The organism is Microbacterium sp. MAH-37, assembly GCF_009758255.1.
Taxonomy (GTDB): domain Bacteria; phylum Actinomycetota; class Actinomycetes; order Actinomycetales; family Microbacteriaceae; genus Microbacterium.
On sequence record NZ_WSEN01000004.1, the window covers coordinates 190,951 to 212,729 of the forward strand.

Annotated in this window: 26 protein-coding genes; 12 read left to right on the plus strand and 14 right to left on the minus strand. The window is 64.1% G+C overall.

Annotated features, from left to right (window positions below):
- Positions 1–20: 20 nt before the first annotated feature.
- The 4 genes from GON06_RS04360 to GON06_RS04370 all read right to left on the minus strand — a co-directional run bounded on the left by GON06_RS04360 (position 21) and on the right by GON06_RS04370 (position 5,961).
- A complete protein-coding gene (locus GON06_RS04360; protein ID WP_157311089.1) occupies positions 21–2,252 on the minus strand; it encodes an esterase-like activity of phytase family protein in 2,232 nt (743 codons plus the stop codon).
- Between the two features lie 194 nt (positions 2,253–2,446).
- The gene (locus tag GON06_RS18480) at positions 2,447–2,590 is read right to left on the minus strand and encodes a hypothetical protein (RefSeq protein ID WP_198346599.1); all 144 of its coding nucleotides are present in this window, start codon (positions 2,588–2,590) and stop codon (positions 2,447–2,449) included.
- A 27-nt stretch (positions 2,591–2,617) separates the two neighbouring features.
- Positions 2,618–4,927: a phosphoribosylformylglycinamidine synthase subunit PurL gene (gene purL / locus GON06_RS04365; RefSeq protein WP_332837153.1), complete on the minus strand. Its 2,310-nt coding sequence runs from the start codon at positions 4,925–4,927 to the stop codon at positions 2,618–2,620.
- Positions 4,928–4,989: 62 nt separating this feature from the next.
- Positions 4,990–5,961, minus strand: coding sequence for a helix-turn-helix transcriptional regulator (locus GON06_RS04370; protein ID WP_157311090.1), 972 nt, complete (start codon positions 5,959–5,961; stop codon positions 4,990–4,992).
- 99 nt (positions 5,962–6,060) lie between these two features.
- Between GON06_RS04370 and GON06_RS04375 the strand changes: the two genes are divergently transcribed.
- The 4 genes from GON06_RS04375 (at position 6,061) to GON06_RS18490 (ending at position 7,945) form a co-directional block, all read left to right on the plus strand.
- Complete coding sequence (locus GON06_RS04375) at positions 6,061–6,513, plus strand: VOC family protein (protein WP_157311091.1); 453 nt, start codon at positions 6,061–6,063, stop codon at positions 6,511–6,513.
- 312 nt (positions 6,514–6,825) lie between these two features.
- Positions 6,826–7,170, plus strand: coding sequence for a hypothetical protein (locus GON06_RS04385; protein ID WP_157311093.1), 345 nt, complete (start codon positions 6,826–6,828; stop codon positions 7,168–7,170).
- Positions 7,171–7,361: 191 nt separating this feature from the next.
- Positions 7,362–7,541 carry a hypothetical protein gene (locus tag GON06_RS04390; RefSeq protein ID WP_157311094.1) on the plus strand — a complete coding sequence of 60 codons (180 nt, stop codon included), beginning with the start codon at positions 7,362–7,364 and terminating at the stop codon, positions 7,539–7,541.
- A gap of 131 nt (positions 7,542–7,672) precedes the next feature.
- Positions 7,673–7,945, plus strand: a complete 273-nt coding sequence (locus GON06_RS18490) for a hypothetical protein (RefSeq protein WP_198346601.1) — start codon at positions 7,673–7,675, stop codon at positions 7,943–7,945.
- Between the two features lie 155 nt (positions 7,946–8,100).
- On the opposite strand, the gene GON06_RS04395 is transcribed toward GON06_RS18490, so the two are convergent.
- A complete protein-coding gene (locus GON06_RS04395) occupies positions 8,101–8,547 on the minus strand; it encodes a hypothetical protein (protein ID WP_157311095.1) in 447 nt (148 codons plus the stop codon).
- 144 nt (positions 8,548–8,691) lie between these two features.
- Between GON06_RS04395 and GON06_RS04400 the strand changes: the two genes are divergently transcribed.
- Both GON06_RS04400 and GON06_RS04405 read left to right on the plus strand, forming a co-directional pair.
- Complete coding sequence (locus GON06_RS04400) at positions 8,692–9,150, plus strand: hypothetical protein (protein WP_157311096.1); 459 nt, start codon at positions 8,692–8,694, stop codon at positions 9,148–9,150.
- A gap of 586 nt (positions 9,151–9,736) precedes the next feature.
- Complete coding sequence (locus GON06_RS04405; protein ID WP_332837154.1) at positions 9,737–10,213, plus strand: toll/interleukin-1 receptor domain-containing protein; 477 nt, start codon at positions 9,737–9,739, stop codon at positions 10,211–10,213.
- A 116-nt stretch (positions 10,214–10,329) separates the two neighbouring features.
- Here GON06_RS04405 and GON06_RS04410 read toward each other — a convergent pair whose 3' ends face one another.
- A complete protein-coding gene (locus GON06_RS04410; RefSeq protein ID WP_157311098.1) occupies positions 10,330–10,878 on the minus strand; it encodes a hypothetical protein in 549 nt (182 codons plus the stop codon).
- A gap of 480 nt (positions 10,879–11,358) precedes the next feature.
- Here GON06_RS04410 and GON06_RS04415 point away from each other — a divergent pair, with 480 nt between their 5' ends.
- Together GON06_RS04415 and GON06_RS04420 are read left to right on the plus strand one after the other, a co-directional pair.
- A complete protein-coding gene (locus GON06_RS04415) occupies positions 11,359–11,622 on the plus strand; it encodes a hypothetical protein (protein WP_157311099.1) in 264 nt (87 codons plus the stop codon).
- Between the two features lie 428 nt (positions 11,623–12,050).
- Positions 12,051–12,506 carry an SOS response-associated peptidase gene (locus GON06_RS04420; RefSeq protein WP_232528151.1) on the plus strand — a complete coding sequence of 152 codons (456 nt, stop codon included), beginning with the start codon at positions 12,051–12,053 and terminating at the stop codon, positions 12,504–12,506.
- Positions 12,507–12,574: 68 nt separating this feature from the next.
- Here GON06_RS04420 and GON06_RS04425 read toward each other — a convergent pair whose 3' ends face one another.
- Complete coding sequence (locus tag GON06_RS04425; RefSeq protein WP_157311100.1) at positions 12,575–12,892, minus strand: hypothetical protein; 318 nt, start codon at positions 12,890–12,892, stop codon at positions 12,575–12,577.
- A 167-nt stretch (positions 12,893–13,059) separates the two neighbouring features.
- A complete protein-coding gene (locus GON06_RS04430; RefSeq protein WP_157311101.1) occupies positions 13,060–13,365 on the minus strand; it encodes a hypothetical protein in 306 nt (101 codons plus the stop codon).
- Positions 13,366–13,862: 497 nt separating this feature from the next.
- Between GON06_RS04430 and GON06_RS04435 the strand changes: the two genes are divergently transcribed.
- On the plus strand, positions 13,863–14,075 hold the full coding sequence (locus GON06_RS04435; RefSeq protein ID WP_157311102.1) for a hypothetical protein: 213 nt from the start codon (positions 13,863–13,865) through the stop codon (positions 14,073–14,075).
- Positions 14,076–14,368: 293 nt separating this feature from the next.
- Here the strand turns inward: GON06_RS04435 and GON06_RS04440 are convergent, their stop codons facing one another.
- The 5 genes from GON06_RS04440 to GON06_RS04460 form a co-directional block, all read right to left on the minus strand.
- Positions 14,369–15,361 (minus strand): IS481 family transposase, encoded by a 993-nt coding sequence (locus GON06_RS04440; RefSeq protein WP_332837155.1) that lies wholly within the window; start codon positions 15,359–15,361, stop codon positions 14,369–14,371.
- A gap of 418 nt (positions 15,362–15,779) precedes the next feature.
- Positions 15,780–16,298 carry an RNA polymerase sigma factor gene (locus GON06_RS04445; RefSeq protein WP_157311103.1) on the minus strand — a complete coding sequence of 173 codons (519 nt, stop codon included), beginning with the start codon at positions 16,296–16,298 and terminating at the stop codon, positions 15,780–15,782.
- A complete protein-coding gene (locus GON06_RS04450) occupies positions 16,295–16,912 on the minus strand; it encodes a hypothetical protein (RefSeq protein WP_157311104.1) in 618 nt (205 codons plus the stop codon). The genes GON06_RS04445 and GON06_RS04450 overlap by 4 nt, the downstream gene beginning before the upstream one ends.
- Positions 16,913–17,239: 327 nt before the next feature.
- A complete protein-coding gene (locus tag GON06_RS04455) occupies positions 17,240–17,671 on the minus strand; it encodes a hypothetical protein (RefSeq protein WP_157311105.1) in 432 nt (143 codons plus the stop codon).
- Positions 17,672–18,392: 721 nt separating this feature from the next.
- A complete protein-coding gene (locus GON06_RS04460; protein ID WP_157311106.1) occupies positions 18,393–18,686 on the minus strand; it encodes a hypothetical protein in 294 nt (97 codons plus the stop codon).
- A 133-nt stretch (positions 18,687–18,819) separates the two neighbouring features.
- Here GON06_RS04460 and GON06_RS04465 point away from each other — a divergent pair, with 133 nt between their 5' ends.
- The 3 genes from GON06_RS04465 (at position 18,820) to GON06_RS04475 (ending at position 20,848) form a co-directional block, all read left to right on the plus strand.
- Entirely contained in the window at positions 18,820–19,425 is a 606-nt protein-coding gene (locus GON06_RS04465; protein WP_157311107.1) for a hypothetical protein, read from the plus strand.
- A complete protein-coding gene (locus GON06_RS04470; protein WP_157311108.1) occupies positions 19,422–19,778 on the plus strand; it encodes a hypothetical protein in 357 nt (118 codons plus the stop codon). Before GON06_RS04465 ends, GON06_RS04470 begins: the two co-directional genes overlap by 4 nt.
- Before the next feature lie 908 nt (positions 19,779–20,686).
- Positions 20,687–20,848, plus strand: coding sequence for a hypothetical protein (locus GON06_RS04475; protein ID WP_157311109.1), 162 nt, complete (start codon positions 20,687–20,689; stop codon positions 20,846–20,848).
- 472 nt (positions 20,849–21,320) lie between these two features.
- On the opposite strand, the gene GON06_RS04480 is transcribed toward GON06_RS04475, so the two are convergent.
- Positions 21,321–21,776, minus strand: a complete 456-nt coding sequence (locus tag GON06_RS04480) for an Imm26 family immunity protein (RefSeq protein ID WP_157311110.1) — start codon at positions 21,774–21,776, stop codon at positions 21,321–21,323.
- Positions 21,777–21,779: the final 3 nt, after the last annotated feature.

Here is a 21,779-nt window from a genome sequence, read left to right on the forward strand (position 1 = left end):
CGGGCGCTGCGAATGCCGGCTCAGCCGACGGTCGCGGCGACGTCGGGCTGGTCGCTGAAGATGCCGTCCATGCCCGCGTTCAGGTAGACCTGGATCTCGCCGGCGAGGTCACCGGGCGCGATCGGGTCGGCCGAGGAGCGGAACTCCACCGGCAGGTACTGGTTCTCCAGGCGGAACGTCCAGCCGTGCACGTCGAGGCCGGCAGCGTGGGCGTCGGCGATCACCGGCGTCGGTGCCGCGAGACGACCCTTGGGCGTGCGCGGGATCAGCACCGACTTCTCGGCGCCGATGCCGTCGGCGTACTGCGCGATCCCGGCGAGGCCGGTCGGCGTCACCAGATCGGCGTAGGTGCGCGCGTCACCGGCGAGCGTGAAGTCGTACGGGCGACCCGACGAGCTGATCAGCTGGGCGAGCTTCACGTTCGTGAGGCCGGCCAGCTCCTGCAGGTTCGCGACCTCGAAGCTCTGCACGATCACCGGGGCGTCGGCCGAGTCCACGCCGTTCGCCTTCAGCTGTGCGACCAGCGGCTCCTCGAGAGAGAGCCCGATCGAGTCGAAGTACGACGGATGCTTCGTCTCGGGGTAGACGCCGACCTGACGGCCGTCGCAGCTGACCGAGTGGCGGGCCAGGTCGATGACCTCGTCCAGCGTCGGGATCACGTACAGGCCGTCGAAGGCGGTGTTCGCGGGCCGCGTCTGCGGCATCCGCTCCTTGGCGCGCAGCGTGCGCAGCTCGGCGAACGTGAAGTCCTCGGTGAACCAGCCGGTGACCTTCGCGCCGTCGATCGTCTTGGTCGCCTTGCGGCCGGCGAACTCGGGGCGGGTCGAGACGTCGGTGGTGCCGCTGATCTCGTTCTCGTGGCGCGCGACGAGGACGCCGTCCTTCGTGGACACGACATCGGGCTCGATGTAGTCGGCGCACTGCACGATCGCCTGCTCGTACGAGGCGAGGGTGTGCTCCGGGCGGTAGCCGCTCGCGCCGCGGTGCCCGATGACGGTCACCTGCTCCTTCTCGATCTTGGTGCGGTCGAGGTCGATCACGGCGAACTCGGTGTCATCCGGGGTGCCGGGCACACGGGCGTCGTTGCCGGGGTAGTTGTTGTCGTTGGCGATGAGCAGGTCGCCGTTGCGCAGCTGCACGATCGTCTCGAACGACTGCACCGGCAGTGAGAAGACCTCGCCCGTGCCGTAGCCTTCTCCGGCGGCGAGCCCGTCGAGGTTGGCGATGCGCAGGGCGTCGAGGACGAGGCTCTTCTCGACGTAGCCCTCGGCATCCGTCCGGCGGAGGTCGATCTGGTAGACCCGCTTGGTGACCGACTGATCGCCCTCGAAGTCATCGCGCTCGACGACCAGCAGCACGTCGTTCTTCACCGTGAAGGCGTCGCCGATGACGTTCGGTTCCTGGTCGGTCTGGTAGTTCCAGGTGCGGCCGGTGTGCGCGCCGGTCTTCGTGTCGAACTCGCGGATCTCGCGACGGCGATGATCCGGGTCGTCGGCGTAGGCACCCTCGAGGATCGGGTAGAGGTAGCGGCCGTTCTTCGAGCCGGCCATCGCCTCGAAGCCGCGGCTCGCGCGCACGCGCGGGGTCTCACCGGCCTTCAGGTACGGATTCTGCGGCGACTTCGCGCCCTCGAGCGAGAACGGCTTCTGCAGCAGGGTGCCCTCGGCGTCGAAGTGCAGCAGGAACGGCCCGAACTCCTCGCCGACCCAGAACGTGCCGTCCTTCGCACGCACGACCGACTCGATGTCGAAGTCGGCGCCGGTGAGCAGCCGCTCGGCTGTGCCGTCGTTCACGATGGGGAAGTCGAGCAGCCCGTTGCGGTCGTTGTACGAGAGGAAGCGCTCGACCTTGATCTCGCCCGTGCCGCCCTTGGCGGTCTGCCAGTCGGGACGCACCAGGTAGCTGCGCAGCAGGAAGTCGGCGGAGTTGCCCTTGGCGCCGAAGCCGTTGTCGGGCTGGGCCCAGAACGTGCCGTCGCCGTTGTCGATGACCGCCGAGAATCCGGGGATGACCTGGCCGTCCCAGGGGCCCTGGCGTCCGTTGCCCGCGCTGGCCAGGGCGCCCGACGCCGGTCCCTCGGCGAGGAAGTCGGCCGACAGCTGCGCCCAGGCGACCAGCGTCGGCTGGAAGGCGTGGTTCGGCGAAGTGGGAGTGGTCTGGTTGCCGGCGGCGTTCGCCGGCGCGGTGAGCAGCAGAGTTGCTGCGGTCGCCACGACGGTGGCGGCGGCGAGCGCACGGGGGAGTCGTCTCATGCCCGCGAGTCAATCGGCGCACGTTGGAATGCCCGTGACGTTGCTGTGACCCGCCGATGACACGTTCATGAACGCCGCGTTGCCGCGGCAGTATCACGGAGATCGGCAGAATCGCGGATGCTTCGGCACCGAAGCATCCGCGATTCTGAGGAGATCCGGCGGGATGCCGCGCCCGGCGCGGCCCCGCGCCGGGCTCAGTTGAGGATGAGGCCGATCACCGTGGCGCCGCCGCCGACGAGGATGAGGGCGACGATCGTCACCCATGCGGTGACGCGGATGCGCTTCTGGCGGCGCTCGCTGTAGACGGAGAGGTCTTCGGCTTCTTCGTGCTGGTTCATGAGTGGTCCTTGTGGTGGTGAGGGCCGTCAGGCGGCGGGCTCGGTGACGGTCGGGCCGAAGGCCGCGGGAAGGGTGGCGCGCGCGGCCTCGCGCAGCTCGTCGACGGTGAGCGTGAAGACGTCCTGCACCTCGAGGGCGGGCTCGCTGTCGGTGACGCCGATGCGCAGCACCGGGTAGTCGCGGCCCTCGCACAGGCCGCGGAACTTCACGTCGTCCTCACGGGGCACGGTCACGATGACGCGTCCGGTCGACTCCGAGAACAGCGCGGATGCGGCATCCACCCCGTCGCGCTCCATCAGCTCGGTGAGCCAGACGCGGGCGCCGACGCCGAAGCGCGAGACGGCCTCGGCGAGCGAGACGGCCAGGCCGCCCTCGGAGAGGTCGTGCGCCGACGAGATCAGCCACTCGTCGCGGGCGGCGCCGAGCAGACCGGCCAGACGGCGCTCGGCCTCGAGGTCGACCTGCGGCGGAAGGCCGCCGAGGTGGTCGTGCACGACATCGGCCCAGGCAGAGCCGGACAGCTCGGTCGAGGTGACGCCGAGCAGGTAGATGTTCTGCCCCTCGTCCTGCCAGCCCGACGGGATGCGGCGCGAGACGTCGTCGATGATGCCCATCACGCCCACCAGCGGGGTGGGGTGGATCGGCACGTCGCCGGTCTGGTTGTAGAACGACACGTTGCCGCCCGTGACCGGGGTGCCCAGGGCGTAGCAGCCGTCGGCGAGGCCGTCGACGGTCTGGCCGAACTGCCACATGACCTCGGGGTTCTCCGGCGAGCCGAAGTTCAGGCAGTCGGTGATCGCGGTGGGCGTCGCGCCGGTGACGGCGACGTTGCGGTACGCCTCGGCGAGGGCCAGCTGTGCCCCGCGGTACGGGTCGAGCTGGCTGTAGCGGCCGTTCGCGTCGGTGGCGATCGCGAAGCCCAGACCGGACTCCTCGTCGACGCGGATCATGCCGGCGTCATCGGGGAAGGCCAGGGCGGTGTTGCCGCCGACGTAGTAGTCGTACTGGTTGGTGATCCAGCTGACGTCGGCCAGGTTCGGCGACGCGATCAGCTTCAGGAACTGCTCGCGCAGCTCGGCCGGGTCGTTCGAGCGGGGCAGCTCCTCGGCGGCATCCGCCTGCAGCGCGTCGATCCACGTCGGGTAGGCGACCGGGCGGTCGTAGACCGGGCCGTCGACGGCGACGGTCGACGGGTCGACGTCGACGATGCGCTCGCCCTGCCAGTCGATGATGAGGCGTCCGTCTCCGGTGACCTCGCCGAGCACGCTGGTCTCGACCTCCCACTTGTTCACGACGGCCATGAAGGCGTCGAGCTTCTCGGGGGCGACGATCGCCATCATGCGCTCCTGCGACTCCGACATGAGGATCTCCTCAGCGGTCAGGGTGGGGTCGCGCAGCAGCACGTTGTCCAGCGAGACGTGCATGCCGGAGTTGCCGTTGGCGGCCAGCTCGCTGGTCGCGCACGAGATGCCGGCCGCGCCGAGGTCCTGGATGGCCTCGACGAGCTCGTCGCGGTACAGCTCGAGGCAGCACTCGATGAGCACCTTCTCGGCGAACGGGTCCCCGACCTGCACGGCGGGCCGCTTGGTGGGGCCACCGTCGTCGAAGGAGTCGGATGCCAGGATGCTGGCGCCGCCGATGCCGTCACCGCCGGTGCGGGCGCCGAACAGCACGACCTTGTTGCCCGTGCCGGTGGCGTTGGCGAGCTTCAGGTCCTCGTGGCGCAGGACGCCGACCGCGAGGGCGTTCACGAGCGGGTTGGCCTGGTAGACCGAGTCGAACACGGTCTCGCCGCCGATGTTCGGCAGGCCGAGGCAGTTGCCGTAGAAGCTGATGCCGGCGGTGACGCCGTGCACCACGCGGGCGGTGTCGGGGTGGTCGATGGCGCCGAAGCGCAGGGCGTCCATGACGGCCACCGGGCGGGCGCCCATCGAGATGATGTCGCGCACGATGCCGCCGACGCCGGTCGCGGCGCCCTGGAACGGCTCGATGTAGGAGGGGTGGTTGTGGCTCTCGGCCTTGAAGGTGACGGCCCAGCCCTCGCCCACGTCGACGACGCCGGCGTTCTGGCCCATGCCGACCATGAGCCGTTCCTTCATCTCGTCGGAGACCTTCTGGCCGAAGCGGCGCAGGTAGTTCTTCGACGACTTGTACGAGCAGTGCTCCGACCACATCACGGAGTACATCGCCAGCTCACCCGAGGTGGGACGGCGGCCCAGGATCTCGCGGATGCGGGCGTACTCGTCGTCCTTGAGGCCGAGCGCCGCGTACGGCTGCTCCTTCTCGGGGGTCGCGAGGGCGTTCTCGACGGAGTCGGGGATGTGTGTGGTGGTCACGCGGGCTCCTGAAGAGAAGGGAGAAGCGGGGCGGCTCCAGTCTACCGGCGCATCCGGACCGCTCAGCCCGGGGTGACTCGGGGCTGAGGGCGGGAGGCGGATGCCCGGGCGAAGCGCGCGCTGAGCGTCGCCGCCGCACCCCGCAGCGCGTCGGGGCCGACCACGGTGAAGGATGCGTCGAAGCGGGCGACGGCGGCGAGGACCCCGGTCCACGACCAGGAGCCGACGGTCAGGCGGCAGGTCCCTTCGGTCAACGGCTCCAGCTCGCCGTCGCCGACCCAGGGAGCCACCTCCGTGGCGGGCAGATCGAGCACGACCTCGCCGACGCACGGCCACCGGTCCTCGGTCTCGGATCCCTTGGCCCTGGCCGCCAGATGTGTCGCGGCGTCGGCGGCGGGAAGGGGGCGCGGGACGAACGACGGCCCGGTCGGGATGCGCGGAGACATCCGGTCGAGCCGGAAGATGCGCCAGTCGCCGGCGTCCAGCTCCCAGGCCAGCAGGTACCAGCGCCCGTCCCGCAGCACCACCGCGTGAGGTTCGGTGCGCCGCGGCGGACGGTCCTCGTCGCGATAGCCGAAGCGCAGCACGTGACGGTCGCGGACCGCGGCGCTGACGGCCTCGAGCACGGCCGGATCGACCCTGGTGTCGCTGCCGGCGCCGGTGAAGCGGATGCCGTCGACGCGATGCCGCAACCGGGAGGGCATCACCTGGCGCACGGTCGCGAGCGCACGGTCGGCGGCCTCCTCGATGTCGACACCGCTCGCGCGGACGCCCTGCAGAGCCACCGCGATCGCCACGGCCTGCTCCTCGTCGAACAGCAGCGGCGGCAGCTCCGACCCGGCCTCGAGCCGATAGCCGCCGTACGGTCCCTTGGCCGCGCCGATGCGGTAGCCCAGTTCACGCAGACGGTCGACGTCGCGGCGCACTGTGCGCGGGGCGATGCCGAGCCGGTCGGCGAGCTCCTTCCCCGGCCAGTCGCGCGGGGTCTGCAGCAGCGACAGCAGGGTGAGCAGGCGGGCGGTCGGGGTGGTCATGCGTCCATTGTGTGTCGAGTAGAGGACGAGAACAGACCTCTACTGCTGTGACTGTGATCACAGCGTCCTGAGAAGCAGGGCGCGGACAGGGAGAACGACATGATCACCACCACCACACACCTCAACTTCCGCGGCACCGCGCGGCAGGCCCTCGAGTTCTACCGCGAGGTGTTCGGCGGAGAGGTCACGGCCGCCACGTACGGGCAGTTCGGCATGCCGGAGGGCGCGCCCGGGTTCGACAGGATCGTCTTCGGCCAGCTGCAGACGCCGAACGGCATCCGGCTCATGGCCTACGACATCCCCGGAGCGGACGATCCCGAGGCGACCGCCGGCTCCACCACCCGCGAGAACGGCGTGACTCTCACCGACCGCACGTTCTTCCAGTCGCTGCAGGCCGACTCCCTCGACGAGCTGACCGCGTACTGGGAGCGACTCGTGGACGGTGCGGTCGTCGTCGAGCCGCTCGCGGCGTCGGCGTGGTCGCCGGGATTCGGCATGCTCACCGACCGCTTCGGGGTGACCTGGGTGCTGGACGTGCGGGCGGCCGCCTGAGCCCGTGCGCCCCTCTGGTGGACGTGGTTCCGGAGGGGCGCCCTGGTCGAGAACGACGCCTGCTCGCGACTGGCTGGGATGTATGACGAGTGGCAATATCTGCTGCTCGGCGGGAAGGGTGCTCCGTCGCTGCACATGTTCATCCGTGAGGTCCTGGACCATCACATGCCGTATCTCACGAGTCGAGACTTCGGCGTGTTCGCCAAGTGCGACCAGGACGGGCACGAACCACACCGCCGCATCGACAAGAGCTCGAGGTAAGAACCTGCAGCGGCGACGTCGGCCGATCAACGAAGCAACGGAGGGAGCGGCATGGAGGTCGCATTGGAGTATGAGACCGACTGGACGATCTGGTCGGTCTTGATCGTGGGGGCGATCATCGTCACAGCGCTGGCTTGGACGGCGTTCGCGGAACCGATCTTCGAGTGGCTGGACAGCAGCGATCCCTACCACTGGCCAGGATTGGTGAACCTCCTGACGTTGGTCCTATATGGAGCCCTCTCCCTCGGGGCACTCGGAGCGTTCCTGATCCTGCCGGGCATGATTATGCGCCGTCAGCCGGAGCAGGCCTCGAACTGGTGGGTGGCGCTCGGATGCCTGATCGTGATCGCCGGGCTCTTCATGTGGCGCAGCTACCTCCGTATCGATATCTGGTGAGCGATTGTGCCGGCCGGCGCGATCGTCGTCGGTCTCGTGCTCGGAACAGTGAACGACTCCCTGACACGGCTCGCCGCGAGCATCCCCATGCCCGTGGGGATGCTCTTCGCCGGGATCGTGATCCTGGTGATCGTGGTAGTCGTCAAGGCGACTGACCGCGCGTAGACATGTCAAAGAGCGAAGGAACGAATATGGACAGTGATCACGATGATCTGATCGATCCGGCTGATCCGGAGTACGAAATGAACGTTGCCGAGTGGTATCAGGCGAAGGTGAATACCCCTCGACCTGGCGACGACGCTCCAGTTCAGATCACGAAACGGCAAGCGCTCAAGATCTCCGCGATCATGGGCGCCGTCGTGTATGGGTAGGATGCCTACAAGGACGCGCTAAACGCTGCAGCATGGTTCCTCGATTGTGCGCAGGCCAAGGCAGACCCGAACTCCCCTTGGGAAATGTCGATGACCGCAGCTGAGGCATGGGAACGCGTCGATGCTTATCCGTGGCCAAGACCGGGATCCCCGCGGGATCAGCCCCTCTGACGGCACCGATTGCGGGATGCGGCGACCAATGCAACTTCTCGGTTCTCGAAGTCGCTACCCGAGCATTCTGGATCACGAGCGTCCTCGTGTTCATCGCGGCGACGGTGTCCTACTTCATCCTGAAGTCTCGGTTTGCGCGCGCGTGGCTACTCCCAGCAGCTGGTATCACGATCACACTGATCACCCTGATCATCACGAATGCGATCATGGGCGAAGCGCTCTCTGTTCCGTAATCGAACAAGCCCCGCAATCGGGCAGTTGATCAAAGATGCCTGATGCGCGGATCTCTGATGAGGTCGTGTGCAACCTGTCCCGAGGATTGGCCTGTGCGGAGATACGAGAGGGGGCAGGGAACCGACTTGGTTCCCTGCCCCCTCTCGTAGCCGGCCTAGAAATTGCCGAGAGTCCACCCGGTGATGTCTTCAGTAGTGCCCCGCCACAGCGGTGCGTTCAGCGTCGTACCGCCGCTCATGATCTTGACGTCACGCATGTGGATGCAATGGAAGGAGCGCAAGCCTCCGCCGTTCGCTCTGCGCTCACTGTCTCGCGCGTCGCCGGCCATCATCTCAGTCCTCCAAAGCTCGATGACGTCCTTCATCTCGGGGGAACCGGAATCACCCATCTGCTCGGACAGACGGCTGAAGTACTGGTTGCGGCTGATGAGCGTGCCGGTGATCGTGGCACCCGCGCTCTGGATCGTGAGCGACATCGCGGAGTCGTCGCCACTCATGATCTGAATCAGTCCGTCGAGCAGCCAGTCCTTCGGTTCGTAGAGCGAATCCAGGTTCTCGGATTCGGCCGAGGCATAGTCGCCAGCAGCAGTCGGGTCGGTCATATGTGCGTCCTCTCGTTCTCCCTCCACGATAGGAGCAGGGCCCGACACGGGGTGCCCTGATCATGGCAGGTAGCCGAGCACCGAGAGCATTAGTGCGCCGGCCGGAGCGTGCCCTCGCGGCGGGAGGCGTGGGATGCTCGAGCGGTGACTGATAGCGACCTGACGGTTCCTGCGGACGGCGACGCGGGCGAAATGACGGCTCACTTCGTGTCATCGATTGTCGAACTCGTGCCGGGAGTGGGACCGACTGCGGCTCGTGCCATCGACTACAAGATGGCACGTCGAAAGGCTGCGCGAGATCGCGAGTTCCAGATCGCCGTTGTGGCTGCGATCAAGAAGCTGTGGGAAGAATCGGAGAACCGCCCGTCGATCGAGGAAGTCTTCGACTCGGACGAATACCTTGCTGCCTTCGAACGGTGCGCCCGCGCAGCGTCCGAAACGGCAAGTGAGACGAAACGAGCCCGTCTTGCGAGAGCCGCAGCCTCCGCTGTCCTTCTCAGAGGCATCAAGGGGACGGAGAACGACATGTTCCTCGAACTCACCGAAAGGTACAGCGACCTTCACGTGTGGCTGCTGGCGTTTTACTCCGACCCCGCGGCATGACTTGAAGCCAACGGCATGGGCGCAGCTGCCGCGCCAGGGATTCGAGGAGGGAAAAGGGACGAGCCGTTGCAAGCCGCGCTGCGAGTAAGCCCCATGAGCCTGAACATGAGCATCGTGAGGGCGGCGATGGAAGACTTGCAGCGGGACATGATGCTTGGCTCCTTCGATCTGAGTGAGAGCGTCGGCGATCGCCGACAGTTCGCACCGCAGACCCGTCGCAGGGCACGGCGCTTCCTCCGATTCATCGGTGAAACCGGGGCATCCGACCACGGAGTGGTACAGCTCAGCGGTACCAGGTGCCGAGCACGGCGATAGGTGCCGGGATGGTGTCGTCGGGCTTGCCTATGCTTCTGTTATGACGCAATGTACCGCCCCCGTACAGGGGCACCGAACTGCAAGCGGTGCCGCCGCTTGTCCCGCCTGCCGCGGCGGATACGGGCGGCGCAGCCAGACCTACTATCCTGCCTATCCTGCGACTCCGTCGTACTCAACACCGGCTGTCCGCAGCAGCGGGGGAGGTCGTGGGTCTAATGCACGACCTCGCTGGTCGCCTCGGGGATCTTCCGCGACGTATACCGTCACCGAGGTGACGGCGCTTGCGCCGATCCGCAGCGCGATCGAGAAGCGGACCGGACATGACCTCCGGGACGTCTTCCTTTGTCATGCCTGGGACGATCGAAAGGATGCCGCGAAGGATCTCCACGACGAGCTGGAGGCCGAGAACGTGTCGGTCTGGTTCAGCGAGAAGGACGTCGCACTCGGAGTGCCATTGTTGCGCGCGATCGACAAGGGGTTGGCGAAGTCGCGGGCGGGCATCGTCCTTGTCACCCCGGCCCTCCTCAAGCGCCTCGAGGCTGAGGGCATCGCCGACAAGGAGCTCTCCGCGCTGCTGGCGCGCGACCTTCTGATCCCGGTGGTGCACAACACCACTTACGACGACCTGCGCGAGATCAGCCCCCTTCTCGCCTCGCGTAGCGGCTTGGACACGTCCGAGGACTCGATGGCTGAAGTTGCCCTCAAGATCGCCGAGCTCGTCGATCTCGTGAGCACGGCTGCCGCGTAAGCCACTCGGCGTCCAAGCACGCCGAACTCCTCATCTCCGGTGGCCGGGACACCAGCATGCGGAGCCATACGCTGGGCCGGCGTTGTCATCAGCGCCAGCGCCGGCGGGTGCAGGTCTCAGCCCAATCGAGGGTCAGCGTCGAGGAATGGGCGGATCTTCTGGTTCACCAAGACGGAGATTTTCCTCCGCTGCGCGGTACTGATGTCGTCCTTATTGCGCTTGTTGAACATCTTCAGCAAGAAGTCGTAGTCCTTCTGGCCGTCACCGCTGTTGTACTGGTCAGGGGTGAAGGCGCCTTCTTCGTACAGGTCCTCCAGCATCGCTCTGGAGAAGTACTCCGCAGTGAACGGGATACTCTTGCCAGCGCGAACCAGGCCGCGAAGTTTGAGTAGATCGGCCAGCACGTTGATTGCGCTGTTGAGGTCCTTACGGCCGAACTGATTCACGCACGTGCTGCCAATGGGGAACAGCTCCGATCCGTTGTGAGTGTTCGTGATCGTGAAGAGGCTGACTAGTCCCATCTGGCCGCACACGCACACGCCATCGCCCTGAGGATCTTCTTCAACGCCAGTGACGGCCCACTCGTCCTTGGCGACATGCCACGAGTTGGACACCGATGACGAGACGACCGCTCGAACGAGGGACGGAAAGTTCGCTGTCGACATTCCCTCGCCCTTCATGGTCAGTCAGCTCGCGGGGCAAGTGAGAGGGGCGGAAGAACCGACCCCTCTCACTTGCGAAATTCAGACGTCTTGTCGGCGCTTCCCGCGGACGACTTCTCCACGCGCTAGTGCTTCCGCCGCCCGATCAAAGGCATCGACCAGCTCCGGTCGAGCGAGGATACTTCGCTCGTAGTCAGTGATTACGGTGACCGGTTCGAGGGTGACTATGCCATGAGGGCCAGTCTGTACGCGGTAGTCGCGGTTGGCTTCGACAATCTTCCCGAGGCTGAGACGGCCTCGGGCATCAGAGTGCACGAGTGTCATGGTCTCTCTCTTCTCTTCGGAACCCTGCCGGACCGTGCGCCCGTGCGTGCTTTAAAGGATTCCGTCATACACAAAGCTAACACGAGTTCGGGGTAGTGGGGTAATTACCCACAGTGGGCAGACGCCCATTTGCCCCAATCCTGTGGTATCCTGGTCTCGATGGACATCGACTTCGTGGGAGAGACTGATGCGTTCGAGCGACAGCTGCTCGAACAGGATCTGCGAGCTTACGGCAAGCTCTGGGACGTCCTGGATGCACTGATGTCGGATCCCGCCGAGGCCAAGGCGCGCGCGCGGAACAGCTACGTTTCTACCAAGGATCTGTGGGGCACCAAGGTCCCGGGAACGGATCTGACCATCTTCTGGAGGACGAAAGGCTCCGTCGTGGAGATCCACGTCATTGCCCATGATTTGGGCGTGTGACGACAGCTCGCAGGGCGTCGACCTCCGTCACAGCAGGACTTCCTCGCCGATTGGCTCGAGCGTTGGGGTCGGCGTAGTTCTGGCTTCGGCATCGCCAGGCATCTGCGCGCAGCTGAGGGGGAACGCTCGCCAGAAGAGGGAAGGCGTCGAGCCGTATCCCGGAGAGATCGCTCGGCCGTCCTAGTGTGGTCGGCCGCGGCTCATCAGTAGAACTGTGCCGGGAAAGCCGTACCGACGAAGACGTAGGCAAGCCTTTCGAAGGCTTTCGCTCGCCTCCCGGCCTTCTCGAGCTCGATTGCCTCTGCAACGCGCTTCGCGTCGCCGGTGAGAGTCGCGACGGCGCGTGAACGGTAATTGTCGTCGATGCTGCGCGGAATCTACCAGTGAGTCCCGTGGGATCGTTCATGTCGGCCAGGCCGTTGCCCGCTATGGCGGATAAGACGACGTGGCGGAAGCCGCTGCAGTCGCACCGCGCGATCGTCCTCGCCCGCGGTTTCTTCGAGTGGACGGGGGAGAGGGGCAGCAAGACGCCCTGGTTCATGAGCCACCCAGACGGCAACCCGATGGGCTTCGCCGGCCTGTACTCGTGGTGGCCGGACCCCTCCAGGGACAAGGATGACCCGGAGCGGTGGACTCTCACGGCCACGATCGTCACGTCCGACGCCGTGCGGACCCTCGCCGGCATCCACGATCGCAACCCGGTGATCCTCCCGGAGCACATGTGGCTACAGTGGATCGACCCCAGCGTGCTCGGTGACCAGGCCCTCGTCGACGAGGCCGTGCACGCAGGCGTCGCGGAGGCGGAACAACTGCGCATCGACCAGGTGCGCACGTTCGGCACGAAGGATGATGGACCGCAGCTGCTCCAGCCCGTCAGCGGGTGAGGCGTGCTGCTGCCTGTAGTGGTCGTTCCGCAGCAGACTAGGCAAGGTCTGACTGTCGACGAAAGAATTCAGTCCGGAGTAACCGCGGCGACCACTGCATGTCGGACCGGCAGTTGGTTTAGAACCTCGGCGAACTCGGGTGTGACGTGTCGAACATGCGACCAGAATGCGCCTTCCATGCCACCACCGCTAATGAACGTATCCGCGTCAGCTCCAGCGACATCGTTGAAGATCTGCTTAACACCCTGCTGATCCAGATCTTCGGGGAGAAGTTCCCCGCCGCCGAAACAGCGTTCTATTGTCGGGTCGGTGTCGAGCACACTCACCGATGCGTGCGAAAGCCCTACACCGTTCCATGTGCCGTGGACGCGGACCAGGTCCGTCACCGAGATATCCGGCTCAGGCGTCCCTAGCTGAAGAGGCACCGCACCGTTGTGTGGTCGGTACGGCCAGCGCCTCGGAGACCATGGAAACGCTGCCCACAAAAGAGGTTCACCAGAGGGAGCTATCTCGAAGTGTCCCACCGCGCTGACGCGCGTACCGGTCTTGAGGACTAAATGCTGAACAGAACGTCCATCGACCACTTCGGCCACCCTGGCTTCCTATGGCAGTTCCAGTTGACCATGCCATAGACGTGATCGACATACTTCATCTGCCACCCGCGAGCTTCGCACGTCTCGAACTCGTAGAAGTAGTCCTCGTAATAGTTGTAATGCCAGACGCTCAGAACTCCTACTTCGGAAGTCGGCCCAGCGTCTGGACCTGTCTCCGCATGCGCTGATGGGCCGAGGAAGAGGCCGGCGGCGATCAGTCCGCCTGACATGAGAGCGGCCGCACCCGCGCGAGTGATGATCTTCATCGATCCTCCGTCTATGGAATCCGTCAGGCATCTTGTGCGAAACAATCGCACAAGATGCGCCTTCATTGCAAGCGGTGGCAATCAATACCCCCGTCCAAGCGACCGAGGAGGGCTACCCCGAGGTTACGGTCTACATCAACTGCAGCTCCACGACGCATCTGATGGGGATCTCCGCGACCATCGTGGGAGTTCCGGCGCAGAGCCAGCTCCAGGCCTCGTACAACATCGGTGGTGGGACGGAACATTCTCTGGGTGTGGTGTGGACCGGGCAGTTGGGCATCGGAAGCACAAACACCGAGGCCATCAACTCCCCATACCCTGACCAGTGGGTCAACGTCACCATCGGCGGTTACCATGGGCGAAAGATGTCCAAGCCTTGCCCGTAACCGATCCGAACACACCTGGGGCCCATCATGGTTGATGAAACGTCTCCGCTTCTGGTCCCGGGCCCCGGTCAGCCGTTGCATTCTTGGGATGTCGCGGACTGGAGAGTCAAGATGAAGTTCGAGACGCTGCTCGATCAGAGCAGCTCTGAGAGCGCGGTTCAGAAGCTTGCTCACGGTGGCGATGTCACTGTCGAGGACTTAGCGGCGCTTGGTCAACTGAACTTCGCTGCGTTCATCTCGGGATTCGAGCCCGCTGTGTCGCTCTGGAAGGGCTCGGCCAAGCTCGACCCGCGCATCCTCGAATGGTTGAGCAACGACACCTGATGTGCGCATCTCGGACCAGGTCGTGATCGACCGGTCGTAGTCGCCGGCAGCCGATGGGCTGCCGACGACTACGACTGATCTAGGGATGCGTTCCTCCCACGCCACGGCCGCTCCAAGTGCTGCCAGGGAAGGGCGTATTCGCGCTCAACTGCACGTAGACCAGATTCCGACGGTGATCGGCGGCCATGCCCACCCACGCGCCGGATGCCTGAGCGGTGACGTGCGGCATTGCGAGCGGGTCGGCGCCGGGTTGGGTGCGGCGTACCGACTGGATACCCGGCTTATCGCTCGCTCTAGCTGTACTGCCCAGGCAGGTTGGTTAACCGGGTGATCGGTGGGACCTTGCCGATGGCGGTGCGGGGCCTGTGGTGATTGTAGTGATGCAGCCACGCGGGCAACGCGTTTCGGCGGGCTGATTCCGAGTTGTAGTGTCGGCTGAATGCCCATCCGTCGGCGAGGGTGCGGTGGAATCGCTCGATCTTCCCGTTCGTCTGCGGCCGGTAGGGGCGGGTCCGTTTCGGGTGGATGCCGAGCTCGGCGCAGGCATCGCGCCAGGCGTGCGAGCGGTAGGCCGATCCGTTGTCGGAGAGAACTCGTTCGACGACGACGCCGCGTGATGCGAACCATGACGTCGCGCGGCGGAGGACGCCGATTGCGGTCGCTGCGGTCTCGTCGTCGTGGATCTCAGCGTAGGCGACGCGGGAGTTGTCGTCGATGACGGTGTGCACGAACGCGTGCCGCATCAGCACATCCCGATGTTTGCTGCGGTCCTTGCCCGGCGTGGCAGCCCGGTGCTTGTTGCCCTGCTGGCGGCCGACGGTGCGCCAGCCGCCGCCGTCGGGGATGTTGCCGAGTTTCTTCACGTCGACGTGGATCATCGATCCCGGGTAGGGGTGCTCGTAGCGGCGGACGGGCTCCCCTGTGCGGACGTCGACGTGACGCAGTCGGTGCAGCCGGCAGCGGACCAGGACCGCGTGGACGGTCGAGGCGGGCATCTGCAGCTTCCCGCCGATCGCGACCGGGCCGAGCCGCTTCTTCCACCGCAGATGCACGATCCGACGCACCATCGTCTGCGGTGTGCGGTTCGGGGAGCGATGCGGTCGCGATGAACGGTCCTGCATCCCCGCCGCGCCCATCGCGGCGTATCGGCCAGCCCACCGCTTCGCGGTCGGCCAGGAGACATGGAAGAACACCGCCGCGTGCGCGATCGGCCATCCCTCATCGACGATGAGCTTCCCGATCCGCAGGCGTTGGATCGGAGTCAGAGCAGCATTAGCGTGGGACACGAGGACCTCCTGGTCGACGAGACGGAACCTGAACAGCTCCACTCTCGACCGGAGGTCCTCTTCACACCCGGACGACTACAGCGCGTCTTCGCAAACCAACCAACGTGCCCGGACAGTACATCTAGCCCTGCACTGACCAGTTGGTCATGGACCGCGGTCACCACGGCTCAACCGGGTCGCTGATGAGTGCGTCATAGGCGTCTGCATGGGCAGCGTAAAACGGACGTTCAGTTGCAACTTGCGCTGATCGAGAAGACACTTCGTCATCCTCCAAGACGGCCGAGAGTCCATGTCGTACGGCGTAGGTCGTATCAGGGGAGGACTATCTGCAGATCATGCGAATAGTCCTCCTACTGATGGGTAATCGCGTTACCCGGTTCTTCACTAGTGCCCCGACACGAGTCGGTTCAGCGGACCACTATCGCCTCTCAAGCTCGGTTCGCAGGGCAGCACGGGCGCGGCTGTAGCGACTTCGGATCGTGCTGGCCGGCTTGTTGAGGTGCTGCGCAATCTCGGTGAGGCTGAACCCGTCCCAGTGGAGCAGGCGGATGATTTCGGCATCGAGAGTTGAAAGACTTGCCAACGCCGCGTGCAGTTCGTCATCGACGGAGTCTGACGAGGTGGGCCGCTGCCGCGCGTCCTCCCTCAGGCGATCGACCAGCGCGGAGCGTCGGATTCCGCTCCTACGGCCTGTCGCGAGCACGCGTCGCGCTACGCCGAACAGCCACATCCGGGCACCCTCATCGTCGTCGGGGAGGGCTGAGATTCGCCGCCAGGTGACGAGGAGGGTCTCTCCGAGAAGATCTGCGGCATCTTCCGGAGTGCACCGTCGCTCGAAGTAGGCGAGCAGCGCAGGTGCTTCCCGTCTGATCACCACTTCGACCCGCTGCGCATCCGCGGAGATAGTGATCGGACGCGACGACACTTCCGAGGTCATTTGTCGGGCTCATCACACGATCGGGTGACTGCCGCGAGATGGGGATCGCCCGGGGCAAAGGACTGCCCCGGTACTGCCGTGCCCCATTTGATGTCGGGCGCGATTGTCGCGAGATCAGCAAGGATCTGATCTACGGAGGCCTGCAACTCAATCGTTTCTGCAGTCTCGCCGCTGTCCGAATCCTGTTTCGCGATTCGCTCTCGAACCGCGATGGCGAAGGCGGCGGGATCCGCGGATGACCAGTAGCTGCGCACCTCCGACGCCTGCGAATCGGTGAGACCTCCGAGGTCGATGTAGAGCTTGCACTGTTTCCCGCGGTCGTCTCCTTCCATTGGCACAAACGACAGTCCGTCAGTTGGACGGAAGGTCGCCCCGTGTTCGAGCTGGGCGAACGGAGGGATGGAGAGAAGCACGGTTCCCAGGTCGGTGCCTGCGACGAGTGCGCCGACCAGCGCCAGAGAGCCACCTACCACAACCACCGGGCGCCAACCCCGTCGCGGGCGACGGGGCACCGGGCCTGAGACAAGTCGATCGATCATCGGATTGAGGACGTCCGACCGAGAACGAGCGGGGTCGCCGGCCCGCAGCCGTTCATCGAGTTCTTGATCGTTCATGTTGCTCCTTGTCCATGGTGTCTCATCAAGAACATGACCGGACGAGACCGAAATGTTGCAGGTGGAGCGAGAGGGGGAGTGCCACGTGAAGTTCACGACTGCGAGGGACGCACCCGGTGACGTTTCGACTGGATAACAGGCTTATCGTTTCGAGGACTAATCGGAGGAGTTTGTGCAGCGCACGGGCCGGAGAGCCTGAGCTGTTCGCCAACGTCGCCGCCGACCTGGTGCGGTCGACGGGCCGGCCAACAAGTCCACACGCGACGCAGGGCCGGGGAATGGATGCCGGCGAACTCGGGGTACGTGTGCACGACGAGCTCGACAGGTTCACATCAGGAGATCCGTGAGGACGATGTCATGGGCATTTGCCGCTCGCAAGAAACCCAGGCTCCTGTACGTGGGGTCGGATCGCGGCACGTACTTTGCTGAGGTGCCTGGCGGCGGGTTCTCACTCGTAAGTTGTCGGAGACGACGGAACATGTCGTCCTCGATATGGGTGGGTTTTCCGATGCTGTGGAGCAGGAGGACTGTCGATCCGTCGGCCAGTTGCAGCGCAGCAACAAGATCTGCATTAGGTGGTGGAGAGAAGGACGCGCCGGTGGGGAGGAGCTGCAGGAAGAAGACGTTTAGGGTTCGCGTCGGTCCCGGTTCAACCCAGATGATCTTTCCCGCGTCCGGCTCTGTGGCGCCGGTCTCCACTACGTCGTCAGCCGGAGTCATGATTCGTAGAACCTCGATCGCGCCATGGGCAGCAGGCATGGGGCGCTCCCAGCTTTCCAGTACCCGATGCACTCCAAGGGCCTGAGCCTCCGAGCGCTCGTATTGCAGTCGCCAGTCCCCAGAAGCGTGGAACGAATACTTAGAATCGTTCCCCTTGCGTCCATCGCGCACGGCGAGGTAGAAGTCAGGCGTGTGCACCGAGGACCACAGACGCCATACGAATCCGTGGCCGTCGGGGGTGCCGATTGCGAACCGCACCGCGGAGCCGGGTGCTTGAACGTCGACGTCGTATGAGGATCCGTTCGCCCTGTTAACTCGGATCATGCCGACGCGCGGCCTTTGCTTAGCTCCCATGCTCCGAGTCTCCCAGGTGCACAGGGCGGGCTATAACTGAATCGCGGCCAGTGTGATCCAGGGTGGCGATCGACAACGGCCGCCCTGCGTGGCGTCGTATCGTCTCATCGAGCCCGATGTCGAACTGGTAAATCCGAGTCTGCCCGCGGTGGCCCTCGTGCAGGCGCTTGAACAGCGCCGAGTAGTCGCGCAGGTTGAATATTCCGTCCAAGATGACGTCGTATCCGAGATCCAACGCCTCGCGGGCAGCGCCAATGATCAAGACACTTGCGTCTCGCGATCTCTGCGCCTTGTCGGTGACCTGACTTCGAGGATCGAAAATCTCTTGACAGTAGCCAAGGCGGGCATGTAGCTTATCCGCCATCAGACACAGGGGGGTGTATGGTATGCCGATTGGCGTGAACCATCAGGGTTCTGTCCGGACGAAAATGTCCTCAGATATGGGCTCCCGGAACAAACTGTCTTCGATCCTGGCTACGGTGTTTTTGACCGCCCTATTTGTGATCGGGATCAGCGTCCCCGCGGAAGCAGCCTCTTCTACATACGTCAACCGCTTGATGTTCCAGAATGAAGTTGAATTCTCGAAGACTGCATCGATGAACGGCGGAAGCGTCTGGTCGAGTGCCGGAACACCACTCATCCAAACGAAGGCAACGGTCATGGGGATTGCGACATTCACGGGTCTCGCAAGCTCAACCATGACGTACACCCATGCGCGGACGACGACCCAGGTGTATTGCGGATGGCGGGCGGACAACCCCGATACCTACGTGCCACCCAAAGGCACCAAATACACCATGACCTGCAAGTACACGTATTGAGGGGCGCACAAGATGAATAGCCAGAAGAAAATCTCGCTGGCCTCAACAGCAGCAGTTGGGGTCGTAGCGGTCGCCATCTCGGCCATCGCGATTGGATCAGCCCTTTCGACTCCCTCAGCACGAGCTACAAGTGAGTCAGGAGACTGGTCCAAGGTCTTCAAGACCATCGAGGAGCCACGGGGTGCAAGCGATCAGGTTCCTGATCGCTTCTCGATCGACCCGCAGCTACGTGCGACAGCTCACCAGATGGGAAAGTACAAGACGTCCACACTGTGGGCCGGCACGGATACGACTGGGCAGATCTGTCTCCTGGCAACGTTCGAAGGGCCAGCTCGGGTAGCCGCGAGTTCGTGCACCGACGAGGAAGCGTTCACCACGAATGGACTGGGCATGCAAGCCAACACCGTCGACGGTGCAGTCCTCGCCTATCTCCTTCCGGACGCAGTCGCCGGAGTGGGTTCTTCCCAGAAGCTGCAGTCAGTTGGGCCGAGCCTTCTGGTAGGTGATCCCTTCACACAGGGCAGAAAGCCTGAGAAGCTGACGTCAGCTGCTACCGGGGCGAGCGTGGTTCTCCCCGCATTCGGAGCACCGGAAGACTTCGGAGATCTGCCGAAATGAAAACCCTGCGTGGATTTGGATCTGCACTGATTGCAGCAGCGGCGGCAGCCGTTCTGGTTCTCGGTTTCCCAGCAGCTGCTTCTGCCGCGACCTGGACTCAGTATTTCAACGGCTATACTTTTCAGAATCAAACTGAATTTTCGGGCTACCACACCATGAGTGGCGGCCGTGCGCAAAGCATCGTCCTTCTGAGTTACGCTCGCATTACCCAGCGTGGCATCGGCTCGCAGAACGGCGGCAACCTGGTCACGATGACTCACGATCCCGTATATACGGAGTCATACTGTCAATGGAAGGCAGTCGATAATCAGGGCACCAACAAGTTCCTTCTTACCTGCTGGTACCTCAAATAGGGTATCGTGGGCTGGATGTTAAAGCCGAGTCGCTTGTTTGCAGGCGTTTGCATCCTTCCACTTCTTGTTCTGGCGGGATGTGCAGTAGGAAACACGGATATCCCTGAATTTGATGAGGCCCAGACGGCGGCTGATCGGTTCCCAAAGATGCCCACGGAGTTTGATCCCTCTGAATTTCAGAAGGATACATCTCGTCACATACTCTCCGAGTCAGGATGGGACATCTTCATAGCAAAGGGAACCGATCCCCAGAACAGCACCTATTGTCTGATTGTGATCGAAGATGAGGACTTCGCCTATCAATGCGCTGCATCCTTACCCATCACAATTGGCCCCGGTGGCGCTGGTTTCTCGGTCGCATTCGCAGGGCCCTACGCTCCCAAGGGGTACTCGCGCCTCTCACCTAGCGTGTACATAGACAGGGGTTGACCGGCGCTCTCGCCGGCCTCGAAACACCCAGCCAGACCGACATCCGGCAGGGGATGATCCGCTCGGTGCCCCTGCGCGAGCGGCATATCGGGCGACGACGGGCTTGCTGTATCCGAGTAGGTCCATCAGCGTTCGCGCGTCCACGTCGTGGGTGAGGTCGCGCAACGTTGCGTTGCGTGCTCGCTGAGCGTCGATGCCGAGCACTTTCAGACGCTCGGACAGAGTGGCGGCGTGCAGATGCTGCCCGGCTCGCGTGCTGGGGAAGAGTCAGCCTGTTCCGGTGTGCTTCAGTGTCTGCTCCAGTGAGCGCGCCCACGCCAACTCGGCGGCTGGCGTGGGCAACAGGGGAGGACGATCTGCAGATCATGCGAATAGTCACCTTACAAGCTGACATAATCGTGATTATCGGCGACTGATTGAGCGATCTATGATCATGAGTTTAGTACATCTGAACTATCGTGGTAAGGGTAGGAACGAACGTGAGGTATCCGCATCTGGCGATGCAGCGCCTCGAGGAGCGGCAGCAACGTCGCCGCCGCGGCCCGCTGCAATCGCTGACACCGGAGCAGCTGCGCCTGCGCGAGCAGCCCGTGACCGTCGTGCAGGACGGGATGCACCTGCGGGGCCACGCATGGGTCTAGTTCGGCGACACCGACGTTCGCTGCGCGGTCCTGGTGAGCCGCTGGACGGCCGACACCGTCGGCGTGGAGCTGCCCATCGCCGACAGTGAGAACCAGCGCTGCTGCATCTGGCAGGGCATCTGCCAATAGGCGCCGGATGAGATCACAACGGCTGATGTGAGCGGACGCTGCCTAACGACGGATCTTCTGAGCTGTACGAGCTCTGGGGTAACTCCATTGACCTCGACAATTGGCTTCGGTCTTCGTCGGCCGCGATCTGATCGGTGACTCGGGCAGGCACAGCGGCTCCCCTGCTTTCGACCTCGACGGCAGGACCGAGCATGTCGGAGAAGTCGAGGAGCCTGTCGACCTTCGCAATACGCGATGGGGCTCTGGCGTGCCGTTGATCGTCAGACGACCGCGGCACGAATGTACGATCTCCCAGAACTCACGTTCATCATGGTGATGGGTGCGAGCGAAACCGAAAGAAGCGCTACTTCAGAAGGCGCGAGAGTCTTGCCTCGACGAACCCTGCACCCATCAGACCGTCTTCTGGGCCCTCGGCATCATCCGAAGTCCGCGCATCACCAATCCAACGCGATGGATCATCCGCATCGTAAAACACCTTGAAGACGCGCCCACTGAGCGTTTCTCGGCGAAGGAACACCGGCATCGGCCACAAGTTCCTGTCCCAGCCGGGAAGCTTGCCAAGGATGGGCCACCGGGAGTCCAAAAGCGACAGATCACCATGGTGCCCGACAAGCACGGCATCGCTCGGATCGTAGCCGGCTACGTCGTCGAGGGTGGGCACCTCGTCGCATCGGGGACCGAAGAAGTAGCTCAGCACCTCGCCTGTTCCGCTAAGCCGGGCAACTAATCCGATTCCATAACTCTTCTCGCCGATCGGGACTGCATACCAGTCTCCCTCGGAGTAGTTGATCGTCGTCATGTC